Below are 16,362 nucleotides of genomic sequence, written 5' to 3'. Positions count from 1 at the left end.
CCATGGCCAAGACCATTCTCATCGTCGACGACTCCGCCTCCATTCGCCAGGTCGTCGGCATGACCCTGAAAAGTGCCGGTTACGACGTCATCGAAGGCGTCGATGGCAAGGACGCGCTGACCAAGCTCGACGGGCGCAAGGTGCACCTGATCATCAGCGACGTGAACATGCCGAACATGGATGGCATCACCTTCCTGAAGAACGTCAAGACGCTGCCCAACTACAAATTCACCCCCGTGATCATGCTCACCACCGAAGCCGGCGACGCCAAGAAGAGCGAAGGCCAGGCAGCCGGTGCCAAAGCCTGGGTGGTCAAACCCTTCCAGCCGGCGCAGATGCTCACCGCCGTCTCCAAACTGATCCTGCCCTGATCCGCGAGGTGTGCCATGCACGCGACCACCACAGTCGATGAGACCCGCCAACTGCAGCTCGACGGCGCCCTGAGCATCTACACCGCAGCCGACACCAAGCCGCGCCTGAGCGCAGCTCTGCAGGGCGCCATCGCCCTCGAGATCGACCTGAGCGGCATCGAGGAATTCGACTGCGCCGGCCTGCAACTGCTGCTGGCTACCCGCGAACAGGCACGCCGCCAGGATATCGACCTGCGCTTGCTGGGCGCCAATGCAGTGGTTCGCGAGCTGCTCGCCCTGAGTGGGCTGGGCGACGCACTGATCGCCCCGGAGGCCAACTGATGAACCTCGACAGCATCATCGGCACCTTCATCGCCGAAAGTCAGGAGCTGCTGCTGCAGATGGAAGACGCGCTGCTGCAGGTCGAACACAGCCCGGATGATCCCGAACTGATCAACGCCATCTTTCGCGCCGCCCACACCATCAAGGGCTCGGCCGGGCTGTTCGGCTTCGATGGCATCGTCGCCTTCACCCATGTGGCAGAAAGCGTGCTCGACCGCGTACGTGGCGGTGAGCTGCGCCTGGACGCCGACCTGATCGCCCTGATGCTCAACGCCGGCGACCACCTGGCCGGGCTGATTCGTCACCTGGCCGACGGTGGAGACCTGGCGGAACTGCCTGACAGCGTGAACGCCAACGGCCAGGAGCTGATCACGGCCCTGAGCCGCTACCTGCAGGATCAGTCGGCCAGCACAGCGACCACTCCGAGCGCCAGCGCCACTCAGGAACACCGTGCCGCCGGCGGCAGTCAGCACTGGTACCTGTCACTGCGTTTTGGCCCGGACACCCTGCGCAACGGCATGGATCCACTGGCCTTCATCCGCTACCTGAGCACACTCGGTCAGGTGCTGCATATCGAGACGGTACTCGACCACCTGCCGACACTCGATGAGCTGGATGCGGAAACCTGCTACCTGGGCCTGGAACTCAGCTTCGCCAGCGACGCCGAAGCCAGCGCCATCGAAGGCGCCTTCGACTTCGTTCGCGAAGAGGGCAGCATCCGTCTGCTGCCACCCGGCGCCAGCCTGGACGACTTCCAGGCGCTGCTGCAGGAGCGCGCCAGCGAAGGCTCGGCGCAACTCGAACGCCTGGCACGCTGCTCCGGGCTGAGTATCGAAGCACTCAGCGCCACCGACAGCCTCCAAGCCAGCGTCGATACCCCCAGCATCCAGGCTGAAAGCGCCACTCCAGCCCCATCCCCCGAGGCGCGCAGCGGCAAGGAGGCAGCGCGTGGCAGCAACGACGCCAACCTGATCCGTGTCGACGCCAGCAAACTCGATCAACTGATCAATCTGGTCGGCGAGCTGATCATCGCCGGCGCCAACACCCGCATGCTGGCCCAGCGCAGTGGCCTGACCGACATGAGCGAGTCTGCCGAGACCCTCTCGCGCCTGGTCGAAGAGGTGCGTGACAGTGCCCTGACCCTGCGCATGGTGCAGATCGGCGCCACCTTCAACCGCTTCCAGCGCGTGGTGCGCGACGTGTCCAAGGAGCTGGGCAAGGACATCGTGCTGCAGATCAGCGGCGGCGACACCGAGCTGGACAAGACCGTGGTGGAGAAGATCGGCGACCCGCTCACTCACCTGGTGCGCAACGCCATGGACCACGGTATCGAAGCGGCCGACGCGCGGCGCGCCAGCGGCAAGTCGGTGCAGGGCGTGGTCCGCCTCAACGCCTACCACGAGGCCGGCGGCATCGTCATCGAAGTGTCGGACGACGGCGGCGGCCTCAACCCGCAGAAGATCCTGGCCAAAGCCACCCAGCGTGGCCTTGTCAGCGAGGGCCAGCCGCTCAGCGACAAGGAGATTCTCAACCTGATCTTCGAACCCGGTTTCTCCACCGCCGAGCAGATCAGCAACCTCTCCGGCCGCGGCGTCGGCATGGACGTGGTCAAACGCAACATCACCGCCCTGCGCGGCACCGTCGAACTCGACAGCAAGCTCGGCCAGGGCACCTGCGTGCGCATCCGCCTGCCGCTGACCCTGGCGATCATCGATGGCTTCCTCATCGGTGTCGGCCAGGCCAGCTACGTGGTGCCGCTGGACATGGTCGAGGAATGCATCGAGCTGCCCAGCGAGCAGATCGCCGGCCAGCAGCACCTCGACCTGCGCGGCGACGTGCTGCCGTTCATTCGCCTGCGCCAGATGTTCGATGACCAGAGCCAGCCACCCCGCCGCGAAAACGTGGTGGTGGTCAGCTACGCCGGGGTTCGCGCCGGCCTGGTGGTCGACCAGTTGCTCGGCGAATTCCAGACCGTGATCAAGCCGCTGGGCAAGGTGTTCTGCCAGGTCCCGGCGCTGAGCGGCTTCACCATCCTTGGCAGTGGTGCGGTCGCCCTGATCCTCGATATCCCGGGCCTGCTGACGCAGGTCACGCAAAACGCCAATGCGCGCGTCGCCAGCCCAGCCCAGCAACTCAGGAGTACCGTGCAATGAACCTCACTCTGCGCATCATGAGCTTGACCGCTACCGCCATCGTCGCCGTGCTGGTGCTGGCATCCAACCTGGCTGCCAGCGCGGTTCTGCCGGTGGCCATCCTGGCAGCCATTGCCGTCGCCATTCAGGGGCTGCTGCTGCAGCGCAGCCTGAACCAGCAACTGGGGGCGGACCCTCTGCTCCTGCTCGACCTGGCCGAGCGGCTGGCGCGTGGCGACAACAGCCCGCGGCCGCAGAATCAGGCGAGCGCTGGCTCATTGCAGGACCGCCTGCAACAGGCTGCGGCCCAGCTCGGCGGGCTTACCCAGAACCTGCACCATGTCAGCGATGAACACGCCCGTGGCGACATCGACGTGGCGCTGGACACCCGCCTCCCCGGTCTCTATGGCGAAGTCGCACAGGGCATCAACGCCCTGGTGGCCAGCCATATCGAAGTGAAGAAAAAGGCCATGGCCTGCGTGCGCTCGATCGCCGAAGGCGACCTCAACGCGCCACTGGAACAACTGCCAGGCAAAAAGGCCTTCATCAACGACAACATCGAAACCCTGCGCCGCAATATCACCGGGCTGATGGACGAGATGCGCCACATGGCCGACGAGCATGACAAGGGCGATATCGACGTGGCCATCGATGCCACACGCTTCTCCGGCAGCTATGCCGAAATCGCCCACGGCATCAACGCCATGGTCGCCGGCCATATCAGCGTGAAGAAGAAGGCCATGGCCTGCATCAAGGCCTTCAGCGAAGGCGACCTGAAGGCGCCGCTGGAGCAGTTCCCCGGCAAGAAGGCCTTCATCAACGACAACATCGAAACCCTGCGCCGCAACGTCCTGGCTCTGATCGAAGATACCCAGATGCTCAGCCAGGCCGCGCTCGACGGGCGCCTCGACACCCGCGCCGACGCCAGCCGCCATGAGGGGGACTTCCGTCGCATCGTCGAGGGCATCAACGACACCCTGGAAGCCATCGTATCCCCGTTGCGTGAAGCCATGAACGTGATCGCTGGGCTGTCCCAGGGTGACCTGACCTGCACCATGAACGGCCACTACAAGGGGCATCTGGCCGAACTGCAGCAGTCGATCAATGCCACGGTGAACAAACTGGCGGATGTGATTGGCCAGGTACAACACTCCACCAGCATGCTCAGCAGCGCCGCCGAGGAAATTTCCGCCACCGCGCAAAGCCTCAGCCATGCGGCCTCCAGCCAGGCCGCCTCGGTCGAGGAAACCAGCGCGGCGATGGAGCAGATGTCCGCCTCCATCGCGCAGAACGCCGAGAATGCCAAGATCACCGACAGCATGGCCGGCAAGGCTTCCTGCGAAGCCAGCGAAGGCGGCCAGGCGGTGCGCGACACCGTGGCCGCGATGAAGACCATCGCCGACAAGATCGGCATCGTCGACGACATCGCTTACCAGACCAACCTGCTGGCCCTCAACGCCGCCATCGAAGCGGCCCGAGCCGGCGAGCACGGCAAGGGCTTTGCGGTAGTCGCCGCCGAAGTGCGCAAGCTGGCAGAACGCAGCCAGGTGGCCGCCCAGGAAATCAGCGAAGTGGCCAAGAGCAGCGTGTCGCTGGCCGAGCGCGCCGGTAGCCTGCTCGACCACATGCTGCCGTCGATCTCCAAGACCTCCGACCTGGTGCAGGAAATCGCCGCCGCCTCGGACGAGCAGAACACCGGCGTCAACCAGATCAGCGCCGCCATGACCCAGCTCAGCGACATCACCCAGCAGAACGCTGCTGCCTCCGAAGAGCTGGCCGCCACCTCCGAGGAAATGACCGGGCAATCGGTCAACCTGCAGGACCTGATGCAGTTCTTCCAGTTGACCAATCAGCGCAGCGACACCAGTACAGCGCGGGCCAAGCCGGTAGTACGCAGCGTTCCAACAGCACAGGTCGATGAGCAGGAAGGCGGGTTCATCCGCTTCGGGAGCTGAGTCATGCAAATGAATGCGCAGCTCACGCAAAACACAGGGGCACAAGTCACACCATTCACTCAACGGAGGAGTACCGTGCAATGAACATCACCCTTCGCATAACGACGCTGATCGCGACGGCCACCCTCGCACTGCTGGTTCTCGCATCCAATCTGGCCGCCAGCGCGGCCATGCCCATCGCGCTCCTGGCGGCCATCGCCGTTATCGTGCAGGGTCTGCTGCTGCAACGCACGTTGCAGCCACTGGGCGCTGAACCCCAGGCCCTGCTCGACTTCGCCGAGCAACTGACGCGCGGTGAAGTCAGCCATCAGCCTGCGCTTCCCGCAGCCGCCAGCTCGCTACGCGATCATCTGCAACAAATCGGCGGGCAACTCGATGGGTTAGCCCAGAGCCTGCGCCGCGTCAGTGATGAACACGCCCAGGGCGATATCGACGCGACGCTGGACACCCACCGCCCCGGCATCTACGGCGCGGTGGCCGAGGACATCAACGCCCTCGTGACCAGCCATATCGATGTGAAGAAAAAAGCCATGGCCTGCGTGCGCTCAATCGCCGAAGGCGACCTGAAGGCGCCGCTGGAACAGTTCCCCGGCAAGAAAGCCTTCATCAACGACAACATCGAAACCCTGCGCCGCAATATCACCGGGTTGATGGACGAGATGCGCCACATGTCCGAAGAGCACGACAAGGGCGATATCGATTTGGTCATCGACGCCTCGCGCTTTTCTGGCAGCTACGCCGAGATCGCCCACGGCATCAACGCCATGGTCGCCGGACATATAGCGGTGAAGAAAAAAGCCATGGCCTGTGTCAAGGCCATCGGTGAAGGTGACCTTAACGCTTCGCTGGAGCAGTTCCCCGGCAAGAAGGCCTTCATCAACGACAACATCGAAACCCTGCGCCGCAACATCGCCGGGCTGATGGACGAGATGCGCCACATGGCCGAAGAGCACGACAAGGGCGATATCGATGTGGTCATCGACGCAGCACGCTTTTCCGGTAGCTACGCCGAGATCGCCCACGGCATCAACGCCATGGTCGCCGGCCACATCGCCGTGAAGAAGAAAGCCATCGCCTGCGTGCAGGAGCTCGGTGCCGGCAACCTCGAAGCTCATCTGGAAACCTTCCCTGGCAAGAAGGTGTTCATCAACCAGACCATCGAGCAGTTGCGCGCCAACATGGTCGCACTGATCGAGGACACCAGCCTGCTCAGCCAATCGGCGATGCATGGCAAGCTCGACGTACGTGCCGATGCCAACCGACACAAAGGCTACTACCGCAATATCGTCAATGGCTTCAATGAAACACTGGAAGCCATCATCACCCCGGTCAACGAAGCCATGGCCGTGATCAAGGCGCTAGCCGAAGGCGACCTGACTCGCTCCATGAACGGAAACTACAAAGGAAATCTCGAGGAACTGCAGCAATCGCTCAATGCCACCGTACGCAAACTGGCGGACGTGATCGGCCAGGTGCAGCAGTCCACCTGCACGCTCAGCAGCGCCGCCGAGGAAATCTCCGCCACCGCGCAGAGCCTCAGCCAGGCCGCCTCCAGCCAGGCCGCCTCGGTCGAAGAAACCAGCGCGGCGATGGAGCAGATGTCCGCCTCGATCGCACAGAACACCGAGAACGCCAAAGTCACCGACGGCATGGCCGGCAAAGCCGCACGTGAGGCTGACGAGGGTGGCCAGGCGGTCAAGGACACCGTGGCCGCGATGAAGACCATCGCCGACAAGATCGGCATCGTCGACGACATCGCCTACCAGACCAACCTGCTGGCCCTCAACGCCGCCATCGAAGCCGCTCGTGCCGGCGAGCACGGCAAGGGCTTCGCCGTGGTCGCCGCCGAAGTACGCAAGCTGGCAGAACGCAGCCAGGTCGCAGCCCAGGAAATCAGCGAAGTGGCCAAGAACAGCGTGTCGCTGGCCGAGCGTGCCGGCAACCTGCTCGACCAGATGGTGCCGTCGATCACCAAGACCTCCGACCTGGTACAGGAAATCTCTGCCGCCTCGGAAGAGCAGAACATAGGGGTGAACCAGATCAGCAGCACCATGGGCGAACTCAGCGACATCACCCAGCAGAACGCGGCAGCCTCGGAAGAGCTAGCGGCCACAGCCGAGGAAATGACCAGCCAATCGATCAACCTGCAAAACCTGGTGCAGTTCTTTCGCCTGGCCAACCGCGACAACCTGCTCAATATCTCACGCCCCCAGCATGCGGCCATATCGGTAGCGCCAAGTGCATCCGGCGAACAAAACGGCGGATTCGCCCGCTTCGGGAGCTGAACCATGACCACCGATCTCACCCTGCTGATCAACGAAGAGCAACAACGCCAGTACCTGACTTTCCGCGTCGGCCAGGACCTGTATGGCGTCGCCACCCGTTACGTGCGCGAGATCCTCGAGTTCGACCAGATCACGATGGTGCCGATGATGCCCAGTCTGGTGCGCGGCGTGATCAATCTGCGCGGCGCCGTGGTGCCGATCATCGACCTGGCCGAACGCTTCGGCCATGGTCGTACTGCCCTCGGCGCGCGCACCTGCATCGTCATCGTGGAAATTCTCGACGAGGAGGAGACCCATTTGATGGGCGCCCTGGTCGATGCGGTCAACGCGGTGGTGGAAGTTGAACCAGGGGCCATCCGCCAGGCCCCCGCGTTCGGCAGCCGCATTCGCGGCGAATTCATCGAGGACATGGCTCGCATCGACGAGCACTTCCTCACCCTGTTACGCATGGAGCAAGTGTTGTCGGTCGCGCAGATCGCCGCCATGGCAGGCCAACCCAGCGACACCTCGTACCTACCATGCGATGCGCGCGAGCGCGCAGGAGCAAATAAATGACCATCAGCAAGAAAATGATCCTTCTGGTTCTCTCGGCTCTGCTCGGCATCATCGTGCTGGCAGGTGTCGGCCAGTACCAGCTCAAGTCGGTGTTTACCTCGGCCAACTACGGCAATGACAACACGGTACCCAGCCTGCTGGCCCTGCGTGGTATGGAAAGCAATGCCAAGGACCTGATCCGGCAGATGTACAAGCACATCCTGACCACCGATGACGCCAATATGCGCCTGATCGAAGAGGACATCCGCAAGACCGAGCAGAGCCTGCAAGATGCTACCGAGGCCTATCGCAAGCTGCTGTCCAATGAAGAGGATCAGCAACTGTTGGACAAAGTGCTGGCGGCGCTGGCGCGCTTTCGGGAGGTGCAGGGCGCGGTCATCAAGCTGTCCGCCGACAACCAGACCGAAGCGGCGGCAAAGATGATTCTCGACAACTCGGCGGCCATCAACGAACTGACCCGCGCCTTCGAAGCTCACGTGGACTTCAACGAGAAACTAGGTGACCAGGCCACCCTGGATGCCAGCGAGCAGCTGCACACCGCCACACTGTCCTCCATCATCGTGTCCGCTATCACCCTGTTGCTGGTTGCGCTGATCGGTCTGTTCATTACCCGCAATCTGCTGCGCCAGCTCGGAGGCGAGCCGGCCTACGCGGCCGAAATGGTGGCGCGCATCGCCGCCGGCGACCTCACCGCCAGCGTCAATACCAAGGCCGGCGACACCACCAGCATGCTCGCCGCGATCAAGGTGATGGTAGAAAAACTGGCGCAGATCATCGGCGAGGTGCGCAGCAATGCCAACGCCCTGACCTCAGCCTCCGAGCAGATCTCCGCGACCGCGCAGAGCATGAGCCAGGGTGCTTCGGAGCAAGCCGCCTCGGTGGAGGAAACCAGTGCCTCGATGGAACAGATGTCCGCCTCCATCGCGCAGAACACCGAGAACGCCAAGGTCACCGACGGCATGGCCAGCAAGGCCGCACGTGAGGCTGACGAGGGCGGCCAGGCGGTCAAGGACACCGTATCGGCGATGAAGACCATTGCCGACAAGATCGGCATCGTCGACGACATCGCCTACCAGACCAACCTGCTGGCGCTCAACGCCGCCATTGAGGCCGCCCGCGCTGGCGAACACGGCAAGGGCTTCGCCGTGGTGGCCGCCGAAGTTCGCAAGCTGGCCGAACGCAGCCAGATCGCCGCTCAGGAAATCAGTGAGGTAGCCAAGAACAGCGTATCGCTGGCCGAACGCGCGGGCGACTTGCTCGACCAGATGCTGCCCTCGATCGCCAAGACATCGGATCTGGTACAGGAAATTTCCGCAGCCTCCGAAGAACAGAGTGCCGGGGTCGGGCAGATCAACACCGCCATGAATCAGCTCAGCGAGATCACCCAGCAATCAGCCTCTGCCTCCGAGGAACTGGCAGCCACCGCCGAAGAAATGAGTGGCCAGGCCGAACAACTGCAGCAGTTGATGGATTTCTTCAAGATCCAAAACAGCGCTGGCAGCAAGAGTCCAGAGCGCAGCCAACAGGCCAGCCGCCCCCGAGAAACGAGCGAAGCCAGCAGCAACTCGTTCGCGCAGGATTCGGCGTACGCCGGCTTCATACGCTTCCAGCACTGACCACAGCCCACATTCGCAGCCGGGCACCACACAGTGCCCCAGGAGCGACTCATGTCCAGCTTCAACCCGGCCACCGCCACGGACACCAGCCAGCAATACCTGACGTTCAGCCTCGGCGACGAAATTTTCGCCGTTGGCACGCGCGATGTCCGCGAGATCATCGAGTATGGTCGGCTGACCCCGGTGCCGCTGATGCCCCCGAGCATCCTCGGCGTCATCAACCTGCGCGGCGGCGTGGTACCGATCATGGATCTGCGCCAGCGCTTCGGTCAGGACGCGACGCAGATCGGACGCCGCTCGTGCATCGTCATCCTGGAAGTCCAGCGTGATGGTCTGCAGCAGGTTATCGGCATCGTCGTCGAGGCCGTGAACGCCGTGCTGGAAATCCCGGTCCAGGACATCGAACCGCCGCCCAGCCTCGGTAGCCATATTCCGACCGACTTCCTCATCGGCATGGGCAAGCTCGACACACGCCTGGTGGTATTGCTCGATATCGGTCGTGTGCTGTCGCTCGACGACCTGCGCCGACTGGCCGCCAACCAACTGCCTGAACAGGCCTGAGCCCGGGAGTCCGTAATGAATGCCGCCAGCCTGAGCAATCGCGAGTTCCAGCAGTTTCGCGACATGATTTACGAGATCGCCGGCATCGCCATGAGCGACGCCAAGCGCCAGCTGGTCGCAGGACGGCTGAGCAAGCGCCTGCGCCACTACGACCTGAGCAGCTTCGGCGACTACTTCCAGTTGCTCATGAAGGACAAGGACGAGCTGCAGACCGCCGTCGACCTGTTGACCACCAACGAGACCTATTTCTTCCGCGAACCGAAGCACTTCGAGTTTCTCCAGCAGCGCCTGCAGGACGAACTGCGCAGCGGCAGCCAGCCTCTACGCATCTGGAGCGCAGCCTGCTCCAGCGGCGAGGAGCCTTACACCCTGGCCCTGCTGCTGGCCGACAGCCTGGGCACTCGCCCCTGGGAAATCCTCGCCTCGGATATCAGTACGCGCATCCTCGACAAGGCCCGCGCCGGTATCTACCCCCTGGAGGGTGCCACCGGTATTCCGCGTGAGGTGCTGCACCGCCATTGCCTGCAAGGCACCGGCCAGCACGCCGGCATGTTCACCCTGGAGCCGGCGCTCAAGCGCCGCATCAGCTTTCGCCAGATCAACCTCAACAATGCACTGCCCGAGGTCGGCGTGTTCGATGTGATCTTCCTGCGCAACGTGATGATCTACTTCGACCAGCCGACCAAGCGCCAGGTCGTACAGCGCTTGTGCGCGCGCCTTCGTCCTGGCGGTTACTTCTTCGTCAGCCACTCGGAAAGTCTCAACGGCATCAGCGACGAACTGCAGGCGTTGCGCCCTTCGATCTACCGGAAGCCCCATGCATAAGCCCGATGGCGTCATCGAGGTCTTCCTGCAACCGGGGGATCTGTACTTCGGCGACCGCCATACGCGCATCCGTACCCTGCTGGGCTCGTGCGTATCGCTGGTGCTCTGGCACCAGAACGAGCTGCTCGGCGGCATGTGCCACTACATGCTGCCCAGTCGACGCCACCCCGGGAAACAGCTCGATGGGCGCTACGCCGATGAGGCCCTGCATATGCTGCTCTGCGAGATCAAGGCCAGTGGCACACGCTCCAGCGACTATCGCATCAGCCTGTTCGGCGGCGGCAACATGTTCGGCGCACAGGTCAAACGTAACATCGGCCACGCTAATGTCAGCGCTGGCCTGGAACTGCTCGCCGCCCATGGACTGCAGTGCCATGCCACACATGCCGGTGGCGATGGCTACCGTAACCTGATTTTCGACATCTGGAGCGGCCACGTCACCCTGCGCTGCCCCTCCCAACAGCAGATCGCTACACGCCGCTACGAGGCGCAACCATCATGAAGAACATCAAGGTGATGATCGTCGACGACTCCGCTGTCGTTCGCCAGGTGTTGAATGCCAGTCTCGCCGAACACGCCGGCATCGAGGTGATCGGCACCGCTGCCGACCCCCTGTTCGCCCTGGACAAGATGCAGCGCGAATGGCCCGACGTGATCGTGCTGGACGTGGAGATGCCACGCATGGACGGCATTTCCTTCCTGAAGAAGCTGATGGCCGAGCGTCCGACCCCGGTGGTGATCTGCTCGACCCTGACGGAAAAAGGCGCCGCCACCACCATGGAGGCCATGGCCGCCGGTGCCGTGGCCATCGTCACCAAGCCGCAGGTCGGTCTGCGCCAGTTTCTGCTGGAGGCCACCGAAGAGCTGGCCGGTGCGATTCGGGCCGCGTCCCAGGCCCGCCTCAGGCGCCAGACGCCAGCCCCCGTGGCAGTGGCGCCCAAGCTCAATGCCGACGCCATCCTGCCGGCCAGCAGTGTCGGGGCCATGTCCCGCACCACCGAGCGAGTCGTCGCCATCGGCACCTCCACCGGCGGCACCCAGGCTCTGGAGTACGTACTCACCGCGCTGCCGCGCGTCTGCCCGGGCATCGTCATCGTTCAGCACATGCCGGAAAAATTCACCGCGGCCTTCGCCGAACGCCTCAACGGCTTGTGCCAGATCGAAGTGCGCGAAGCCAAGCACGGCGACCGGGTCATCCCCGGTCGCGCCCTGATCGCGCCCGGTGGTCGCCACATGCTGCTCAAGCGCAGTGGCGCGCAGTACATGGTCGAAGTGGTCGACGGCCCGCCCGTGAGCCGGCACAAACCCTCGGTGGACGTATTGTTCCGCTCCACTGCCCGTGCCGCTGGCGCCAACGCCACCGGCATCATCATGACCGGCATGGGCGACGACGGCGCCCGCGGCCTGCGCGAAATGCACGAGGCAGGCGCCTTCACCCTCGGCCAGGACGAGGCCAGTTGCGTGGTCTACGGCATGCCCAAAGAGGCCAAGAAAATTGACGCGGTCAGCCGGGAAATCCCGCTGGAGCAGATACCCGCCTACATCCTAAGGGGAGAACAGCATTGAGCATGCGGACCAGAGACCAGGGAGCATCGCCAAACAGGAACATCTTTGCCCTCGTTCATGCCACGTAGCCTGATCTGAGGGAGAACCGGAGATCCACAAAATGAACTTCTTCAATACCGCTCTGAAACAAGAACTGGCGCGCTGCAATGAAGCGCTGGCCCAAGCCCTGGCACTGCAGGACGCCCTAAATCGTTCACAGGCCATCATCGAGTTCCAACCCGACGGAACGATTCTCGGCGCGAACGAAAACTTCCTGCACACCATGGGTTACCGTCTCGATGAAATCGTGGGGCAACACCACCGCATGTTCTGCCAAAGGCAGCAAGCAGAAAGCAACGAGTACCGGCAGTTCTGGGCGCGCTTGGCGCGCGGTGAGTTCATCCGAGAGCGTTTTCTGCGCCTCGACAAACAGGGGCGAGACGTCTGGCTAGAAGCCTCGTATAACCCTGTGCATGACGCCACAGGCGCAGTCACCAAGGTGATCAAGCTGGCAACCGACATTACCCAGAGCGTTGTTCAGCAGCATGAAGAAGACGCGATCATGACGGCCCTGAACCGCTCGACGGCCGTCATCGAGTTCAATCCAAGCGGCGAGGTGCTCGCCGCTAATGACAACTTCCTCAGTGTGATGGGCTACCGGCCGCAGGACGTGATAGGCCGTCATCACCGCCTGTTCTGCGCCCCGGAAGAAACGACCGGCTCGGGCTACCAGCAGTTCTGGCAGCAACTCAATCGCGGCGAATACTGCAGCGGCCGCTTCCAGCGGCGCAACCGGGAAGGCAAGGTGATATGGCTCGAGGCCAGCTACAACCCGGTATTCGACACTCGCGGGCGTCTCTACAAGATCGTCAAGTTCGCATCCGACATCACCGCCAAGGTATTGGAGCAGCAGGCGGAATCCGCAGCGACTCACCTGGCCTTTGAAACCGCGTTGCAAACCGACGCTGAAGCCCAAGGGGGCGCCGAGGTAGTCACGCGCACCGTGGATATGGTGCAGGGTATCGCCGGAGGGCTGACCCATGCAGCCGAGCGTTTGAGCGCAGTCAGCCAGCAGTCAGAGCTGATCAACAGTATCGTTCAGTCCATTCGCGGCATCGCCGAGCAGACCAATCTTCTGGCCCTTAACGCCGCCATCGAAGCCGCTCGCGCAGGCGAGCAAGGCCGAGGCTTTGCGGTTGTCGCAGATGAAGTGCGCAACCTTGCCTCCCGCACCGCTCAGGCCACCGAGGAAATCATTGAGGTGGTGAGGCGCAATCACGAACTGGCCCAGGAAGCCGTATCCAGCATGCGTCAGAGCTGCGAAAAGGTGGACCAGGGAGTTGTGCTGGCGAATGAGGCTGGGCGAGCCATCCAGAGCATTCAGGGTGGCGCGCAGCGAATGGTGCAAGCCATCCAGCGCCTGACCCACAAGATCGACGACGGCCTCCGCCCCGGCACCGTAGTGCAGCCCAGCTAGTGCCTTCCGGCTAGCGGTCTTTCCCCTCCAGCCCTGCCGGGCGTAGAATCAGCCGATTCCTCGCCTGGCATCCCCGGCGGGCCCGTGAGCCCTGGCGCACGAGTGGTGATCCCGACTCGTCTTGCAGCCCTCCTCAAGCGGCGATCAGCCGCCCCGACGTTGCTCACCGCACACTCAACCGAATTAGCCGCAGGAAACCGTCATGCCCGATTACCGCTCGAAAACCTCCACCCACGGCCGCAACATGGCCGGCGCCCGTGCCCTGTGGCGCGCCACCGGGATGAAGGACGAAGACTTCAAGAAACCGATCATCGCCATCGCCAACTCCTTCACCCAGTTCGTGCCCGGCCACGTGCACCTGAAGGACCTCGGCCAGCTGGTTGCCCGCGAGATCGAGAAAGCCGGCGGCGTGGCCAAGGAATTCAACACCATCGCCGTCGACGACGGCATCGCCATGGGCCATGACGGCATGCTCTATTCGCTGCCGAGCCGCGAGATTATCGCTGACTCCGTGGAGTACATGGTCAACGCCCACTGCGCCGACGCCATCGTCTGCATCAGCAACTGCGACAAGATCACCCCCGGCATGCTGATGGCTGCCCTGCGCCTGAACGTCCCGGTGGTATTCGTCTCCGGCGGCCCGATGGAAGCCGGCAAGACCAAGCTGGCCAGCCACGGCCTGGACCTGGTCGACGCCATGGTCATCGCCGCCGACTCGACTGCGTCCGACGAGAAGGTCGCCGAGTACGAGCGCAGCGCCTGCCCGACCTGCGGCAGCTGCTCCGGCATGTTCACCGCCAACTCGATGAACTGCCTGACCGAAGCCCTGGGCCTGTCCCTGCCGGGCAACGGCTCCACCCTGGCCACCCACAGCGACCGCGAGCAGCTGTTCCTGCGCGCCGGCCGCCTGGCCGTCGAGCTGTGCCAACGCTACTACGGCGAAGGCGACGAGTCGGTACTGCCGCGCAACGTCGCCAGCTTCAAGGCGTTCGAGAACGCCATGATGCTCGACATCGCCATGGGCGGTTCGACCAACACCATCCTGCACCTGCTGGCCGCCGCTCAGGAAGCCGAGATCGACTTCGACCTGCGCGACATCGATCGCCTGTCGCGCAAGGTGCCGCAGCTGTGCAAGGTGGCGCCGAACATTCAGAAGTACCACATGGAAGACGTGCACCGCGCTGGCGGCATCTTCTCCATCCTCGGCGAACTGGCCCGTGGCGGCCTGCTGCACACCGACGTGCCCACCGTGCACAGCCCGAGCATGAGTGACGCCATCGCCCAGTGGGACATCACCCAGACCCAGGACGAGGCGGTGCACCACTTCTTCAAGGCAGGCCCTGCCGGCATCCCGACCCAGACTGCGTTCAGCCAGTCGACCCGCTGGGACAGCCTCGACGACGACCGCGCCGAAGGCTGCATCCGCAGCGTCGAGCACGCCTACTCGCAGGAAGGCGGCCTGGCCGTGCTGTACGGCAACATCGCCCTCGACGGCTGCGTGGTTAAGACCGCCGGCGTCGATGAGTCCATCCACGTCTTCGAAGGCACCGCCAAGGTCTTCGAGAGCCAGGACAGCGCGGTCAAAGGCATCCTCGCCGATGAGGTGAAAGCCGGCGACATCGTCATCATCCGCTACGAAGGCCCGAAAGGCGGCCCGGGCATGCAGGAAATGCTCTATCCGACCTCGTATCTCAAGTCCAAGGGCCTGGGCAAGGCCTGCGCCCTGCTCACCGACGGCCGTTTCTCCGGCGGCACCAGCGGCCTGTCCATCGGCCACGCCTCGCCGGAAGCGGCTTCCGGTGGTGCTATCGGCCTGGTCAACGACGGTGACAAGATCCTCATCGACATCCCCAACCGCAGCATCAACCTGCTGGTCAGTGATGAAGAGCTGGCCACCCGCCGCGCCGAACAGGACAAGAAAGGCTGGAAACCTGCCGCGCCACGCACGCGCAAGGTGACCACCGCTCTGAAGGCCTACGCCCTGCTCGCCACCAGCGCCGACAAGGGCGCGGTACGTGACAAGGCGATGCTGGACGGCTGATTCCCGCACCTGCAGCCTGAGAAAGCCCGGCTCGATGCCGGGCTTTTTCTTGCCGGCAGGTTTTGCATCCGCTCGTGATCCCCGCAAGCTGAAGCCTGTATTCCCAAACCGGAGAGTCCCATGCGCATCGGCCTGATCGCCGACACCCACAACCTGCTGCGCCCCGAAGCGTTGGCGGCATTGCAGGGCGTTGATCATCTGATCCATGCCGGTGATATCGGCGGGCCGCACATCCTCGCCGAACTGCAGCGCATCGCGCCGCTGTCGGTGGTGCGTGGCAACAACGACCAGGACGCCTGGGCCGACGCCATCCCCGAGCGCCTGACGTTGACGTTTGGCGGCGTCACGCTGCATGTGTTGCATGACATCAAGCAGCTGGATATCGACCCGGCCGCACTCGGCGTCGACGTGGTGATCGCCGGGCACTCGCACAAGCCGCTGCACGAGATGCGCGGCAGCGTGCTCTACCTCAACCCCGGTAGCGCCGGGCCACGGCGTTTCAAGCTGCCCATCGGCCTGGGCATCGTGCATATCGAGGATGACAAGGCGCGAGCCGAGCTGATCACCCTGCAGATCTGAAGCCAACCGTATGCGCCGTAGGAGCGGCTTCAGCCGCGATGCTTCGCGTCTCCGCGTCAATCGCGGCTGAAGCAGCTCCTACATACGCCCCTGCATCGT

At 63.6% G+C, this 16,362-nt stretch carries 14 protein-coding genes and 1 pseudogene; all 15 read left to right on the top strand.

The window, feature by feature from the left end:
- Nucleotides 1-2 precede the first annotated feature (2 nt).
- The 15 genes and pseudogenes from PCLY_RS13505 (at nucleotide 3) to PCLY_RS13440 (ending at nucleotide 16,263) form a co-directional block, all read left to right on the top strand.
- Nucleotides 3-371, top strand: coding sequence for a response regulator (locus PCLY_RS13505; protein WP_061240163.1), 369 nt, complete (start codon nucleotides 3-5; stop codon nucleotides 369-371).
- A 15-nt stretch (nucleotides 372-386) separates the two neighbouring features.
- Nucleotides 387-692: an STAS domain-containing protein gene (locus PCLY_RS13500; protein WP_061240162.1), complete on the top strand. Its 306-nt coding sequence runs from the start codon at nucleotides 387-389 to the stop codon at nucleotides 690-692.
- Nucleotides 692-2,845: a chemotaxis protein CheA gene (locus PCLY_RS13495; RefSeq protein WP_061240161.1), complete on the top strand. Its 2,154-nt coding sequence runs from the start codon at nucleotides 692-694 to the stop codon at nucleotides 2,843-2,845. The genes PCLY_RS13500 and PCLY_RS13495 overlap by 1 nt, the downstream gene beginning before the upstream one ends.
- Nucleotides 2,842-4,779, top strand: a complete 1,938-nt coding sequence (locus PCLY_RS13490; RefSeq protein ID WP_082768079.1) for a methyl-accepting chemotaxis protein — start codon at nucleotides 2,842-2,844, stop codon at nucleotides 4,777-4,779. Before PCLY_RS13495 ends, PCLY_RS13490 begins: the two co-directional genes overlap by 4 nt.
- Nucleotides 4,780-4,859: 80 nt before the next feature.
- The gene (locus PCLY_RS13485) at nucleotides 4,860-7,064 is read left to right on the top strand and encodes a methyl-accepting chemotaxis protein (RefSeq protein WP_061240160.1); all 2,205 of its coding nucleotides are present in this window, start codon (nucleotides 4,860-4,862) and stop codon (nucleotides 7,062-7,064) included.
- Between the two features lie 3 nt (nucleotides 7,065-7,067).
- Nucleotides 7,068-7,619, top strand: coding sequence for a chemotaxis protein CheW (locus PCLY_RS13480; RefSeq protein WP_061240159.1), 552 nt, complete (start codon nucleotides 7,068-7,070; stop codon nucleotides 7,617-7,619).
- On the top strand, nucleotides 7,616-9,235 hold the full coding sequence (locus PCLY_RS13475) for a methyl-accepting chemotaxis protein (protein ID WP_082768078.1): 1,620 nt from the start codon (nucleotides 7,616-7,618) through the stop codon (nucleotides 9,233-9,235). The genes PCLY_RS13480 and PCLY_RS13475 overlap by 4 nt, the downstream gene beginning before the upstream one ends.
- A gap of 51 nt (nucleotides 9,236-9,286) precedes the next feature.
- Entirely contained in the window at nucleotides 9,287-9,796 is a 510-nt protein-coding gene (locus tag PCLY_RS13470; RefSeq protein WP_061240158.1) for a chemotaxis protein CheW, read from the top strand.
- Nucleotides 9,797-9,811: 15 nt separating this feature from the next.
- Nucleotides 9,812-10,621: a CheR family methyltransferase gene (locus PCLY_RS13465; RefSeq protein ID WP_061240157.1), complete on the top strand. Its 810-nt coding sequence runs from the start codon at nucleotides 9,812-9,814 to the stop codon at nucleotides 10,619-10,621.
- A complete protein-coding gene (locus tag PCLY_RS13460; protein ID WP_061240156.1) occupies nucleotides 10,614-11,123 on the top strand; it encodes a chemotaxis protein CheD in 510 nt (169 codons plus the stop codon). The genes PCLY_RS13465 and PCLY_RS13460 overlap by 8 nt, the downstream gene beginning before the upstream one ends.
- Nucleotides 11,120-12,187: a protein-glutamate methylesterase/protein-glutamine glutaminase gene (locus PCLY_RS13455; RefSeq protein WP_061240155.1), complete on the top strand. Its 1,068-nt coding sequence runs from the start codon at nucleotides 11,120-11,122 to the stop codon at nucleotides 12,185-12,187. The genes PCLY_RS13460 and PCLY_RS13455 overlap by 4 nt, the downstream gene beginning before the upstream one ends.
- Before the next feature lie 100 nt (nucleotides 12,188-12,287).
- A pseudogene (locus PCLY_RS25405) lies at nucleotides 12,288-13,067 on the top strand (PAS domain-containing protein); the annotation flags it as partial.
- Nucleotides 13,068-13,175: 108 nt separating this feature from the next.
- A complete protein-coding gene (locus tag PCLY_RS25400) occupies nucleotides 13,176-13,643 on the top strand; it encodes a methyl-accepting chemotaxis protein (RefSeq protein ID WP_231740163.1) in 468 nt (155 codons plus the stop codon).
- Nucleotides 13,644-13,845: 202 nt separating this feature from the next.
- Complete coding sequence (gene ilvD / locus PCLY_RS13445; RefSeq protein WP_061240153.1) at nucleotides 13,846-15,684, top strand: dihydroxy-acid dehydratase; 1,839 nt, start codon at nucleotides 13,846-13,848, stop codon at nucleotides 15,682-15,684.
- Nucleotides 15,685-15,804: 120 nt separating this feature from the next.
- Complete coding sequence (locus PCLY_RS13440) at nucleotides 15,805-16,263, top strand: metallophosphoesterase family protein (RefSeq protein ID WP_061240152.1); 459 nt, start codon at nucleotides 15,805-15,807, stop codon at nucleotides 16,261-16,263.
- Nucleotides 16,264-16,362 lie beyond the last annotated feature (99 nt).

The organism is Ectopseudomonas composti, assembly GCF_001567565.1.
Lineage (GTDB): Bacteria > Pseudomonadota > Gammaproteobacteria > Pseudomonadales > Pseudomonadaceae > Aquipseudomonas > Aquipseudomonas composti_A.
The sequence above is the reverse complement of the archived record's forward strand: the minus strand, read 5'-3'. Positions and strand labels throughout refer to the sequence as shown.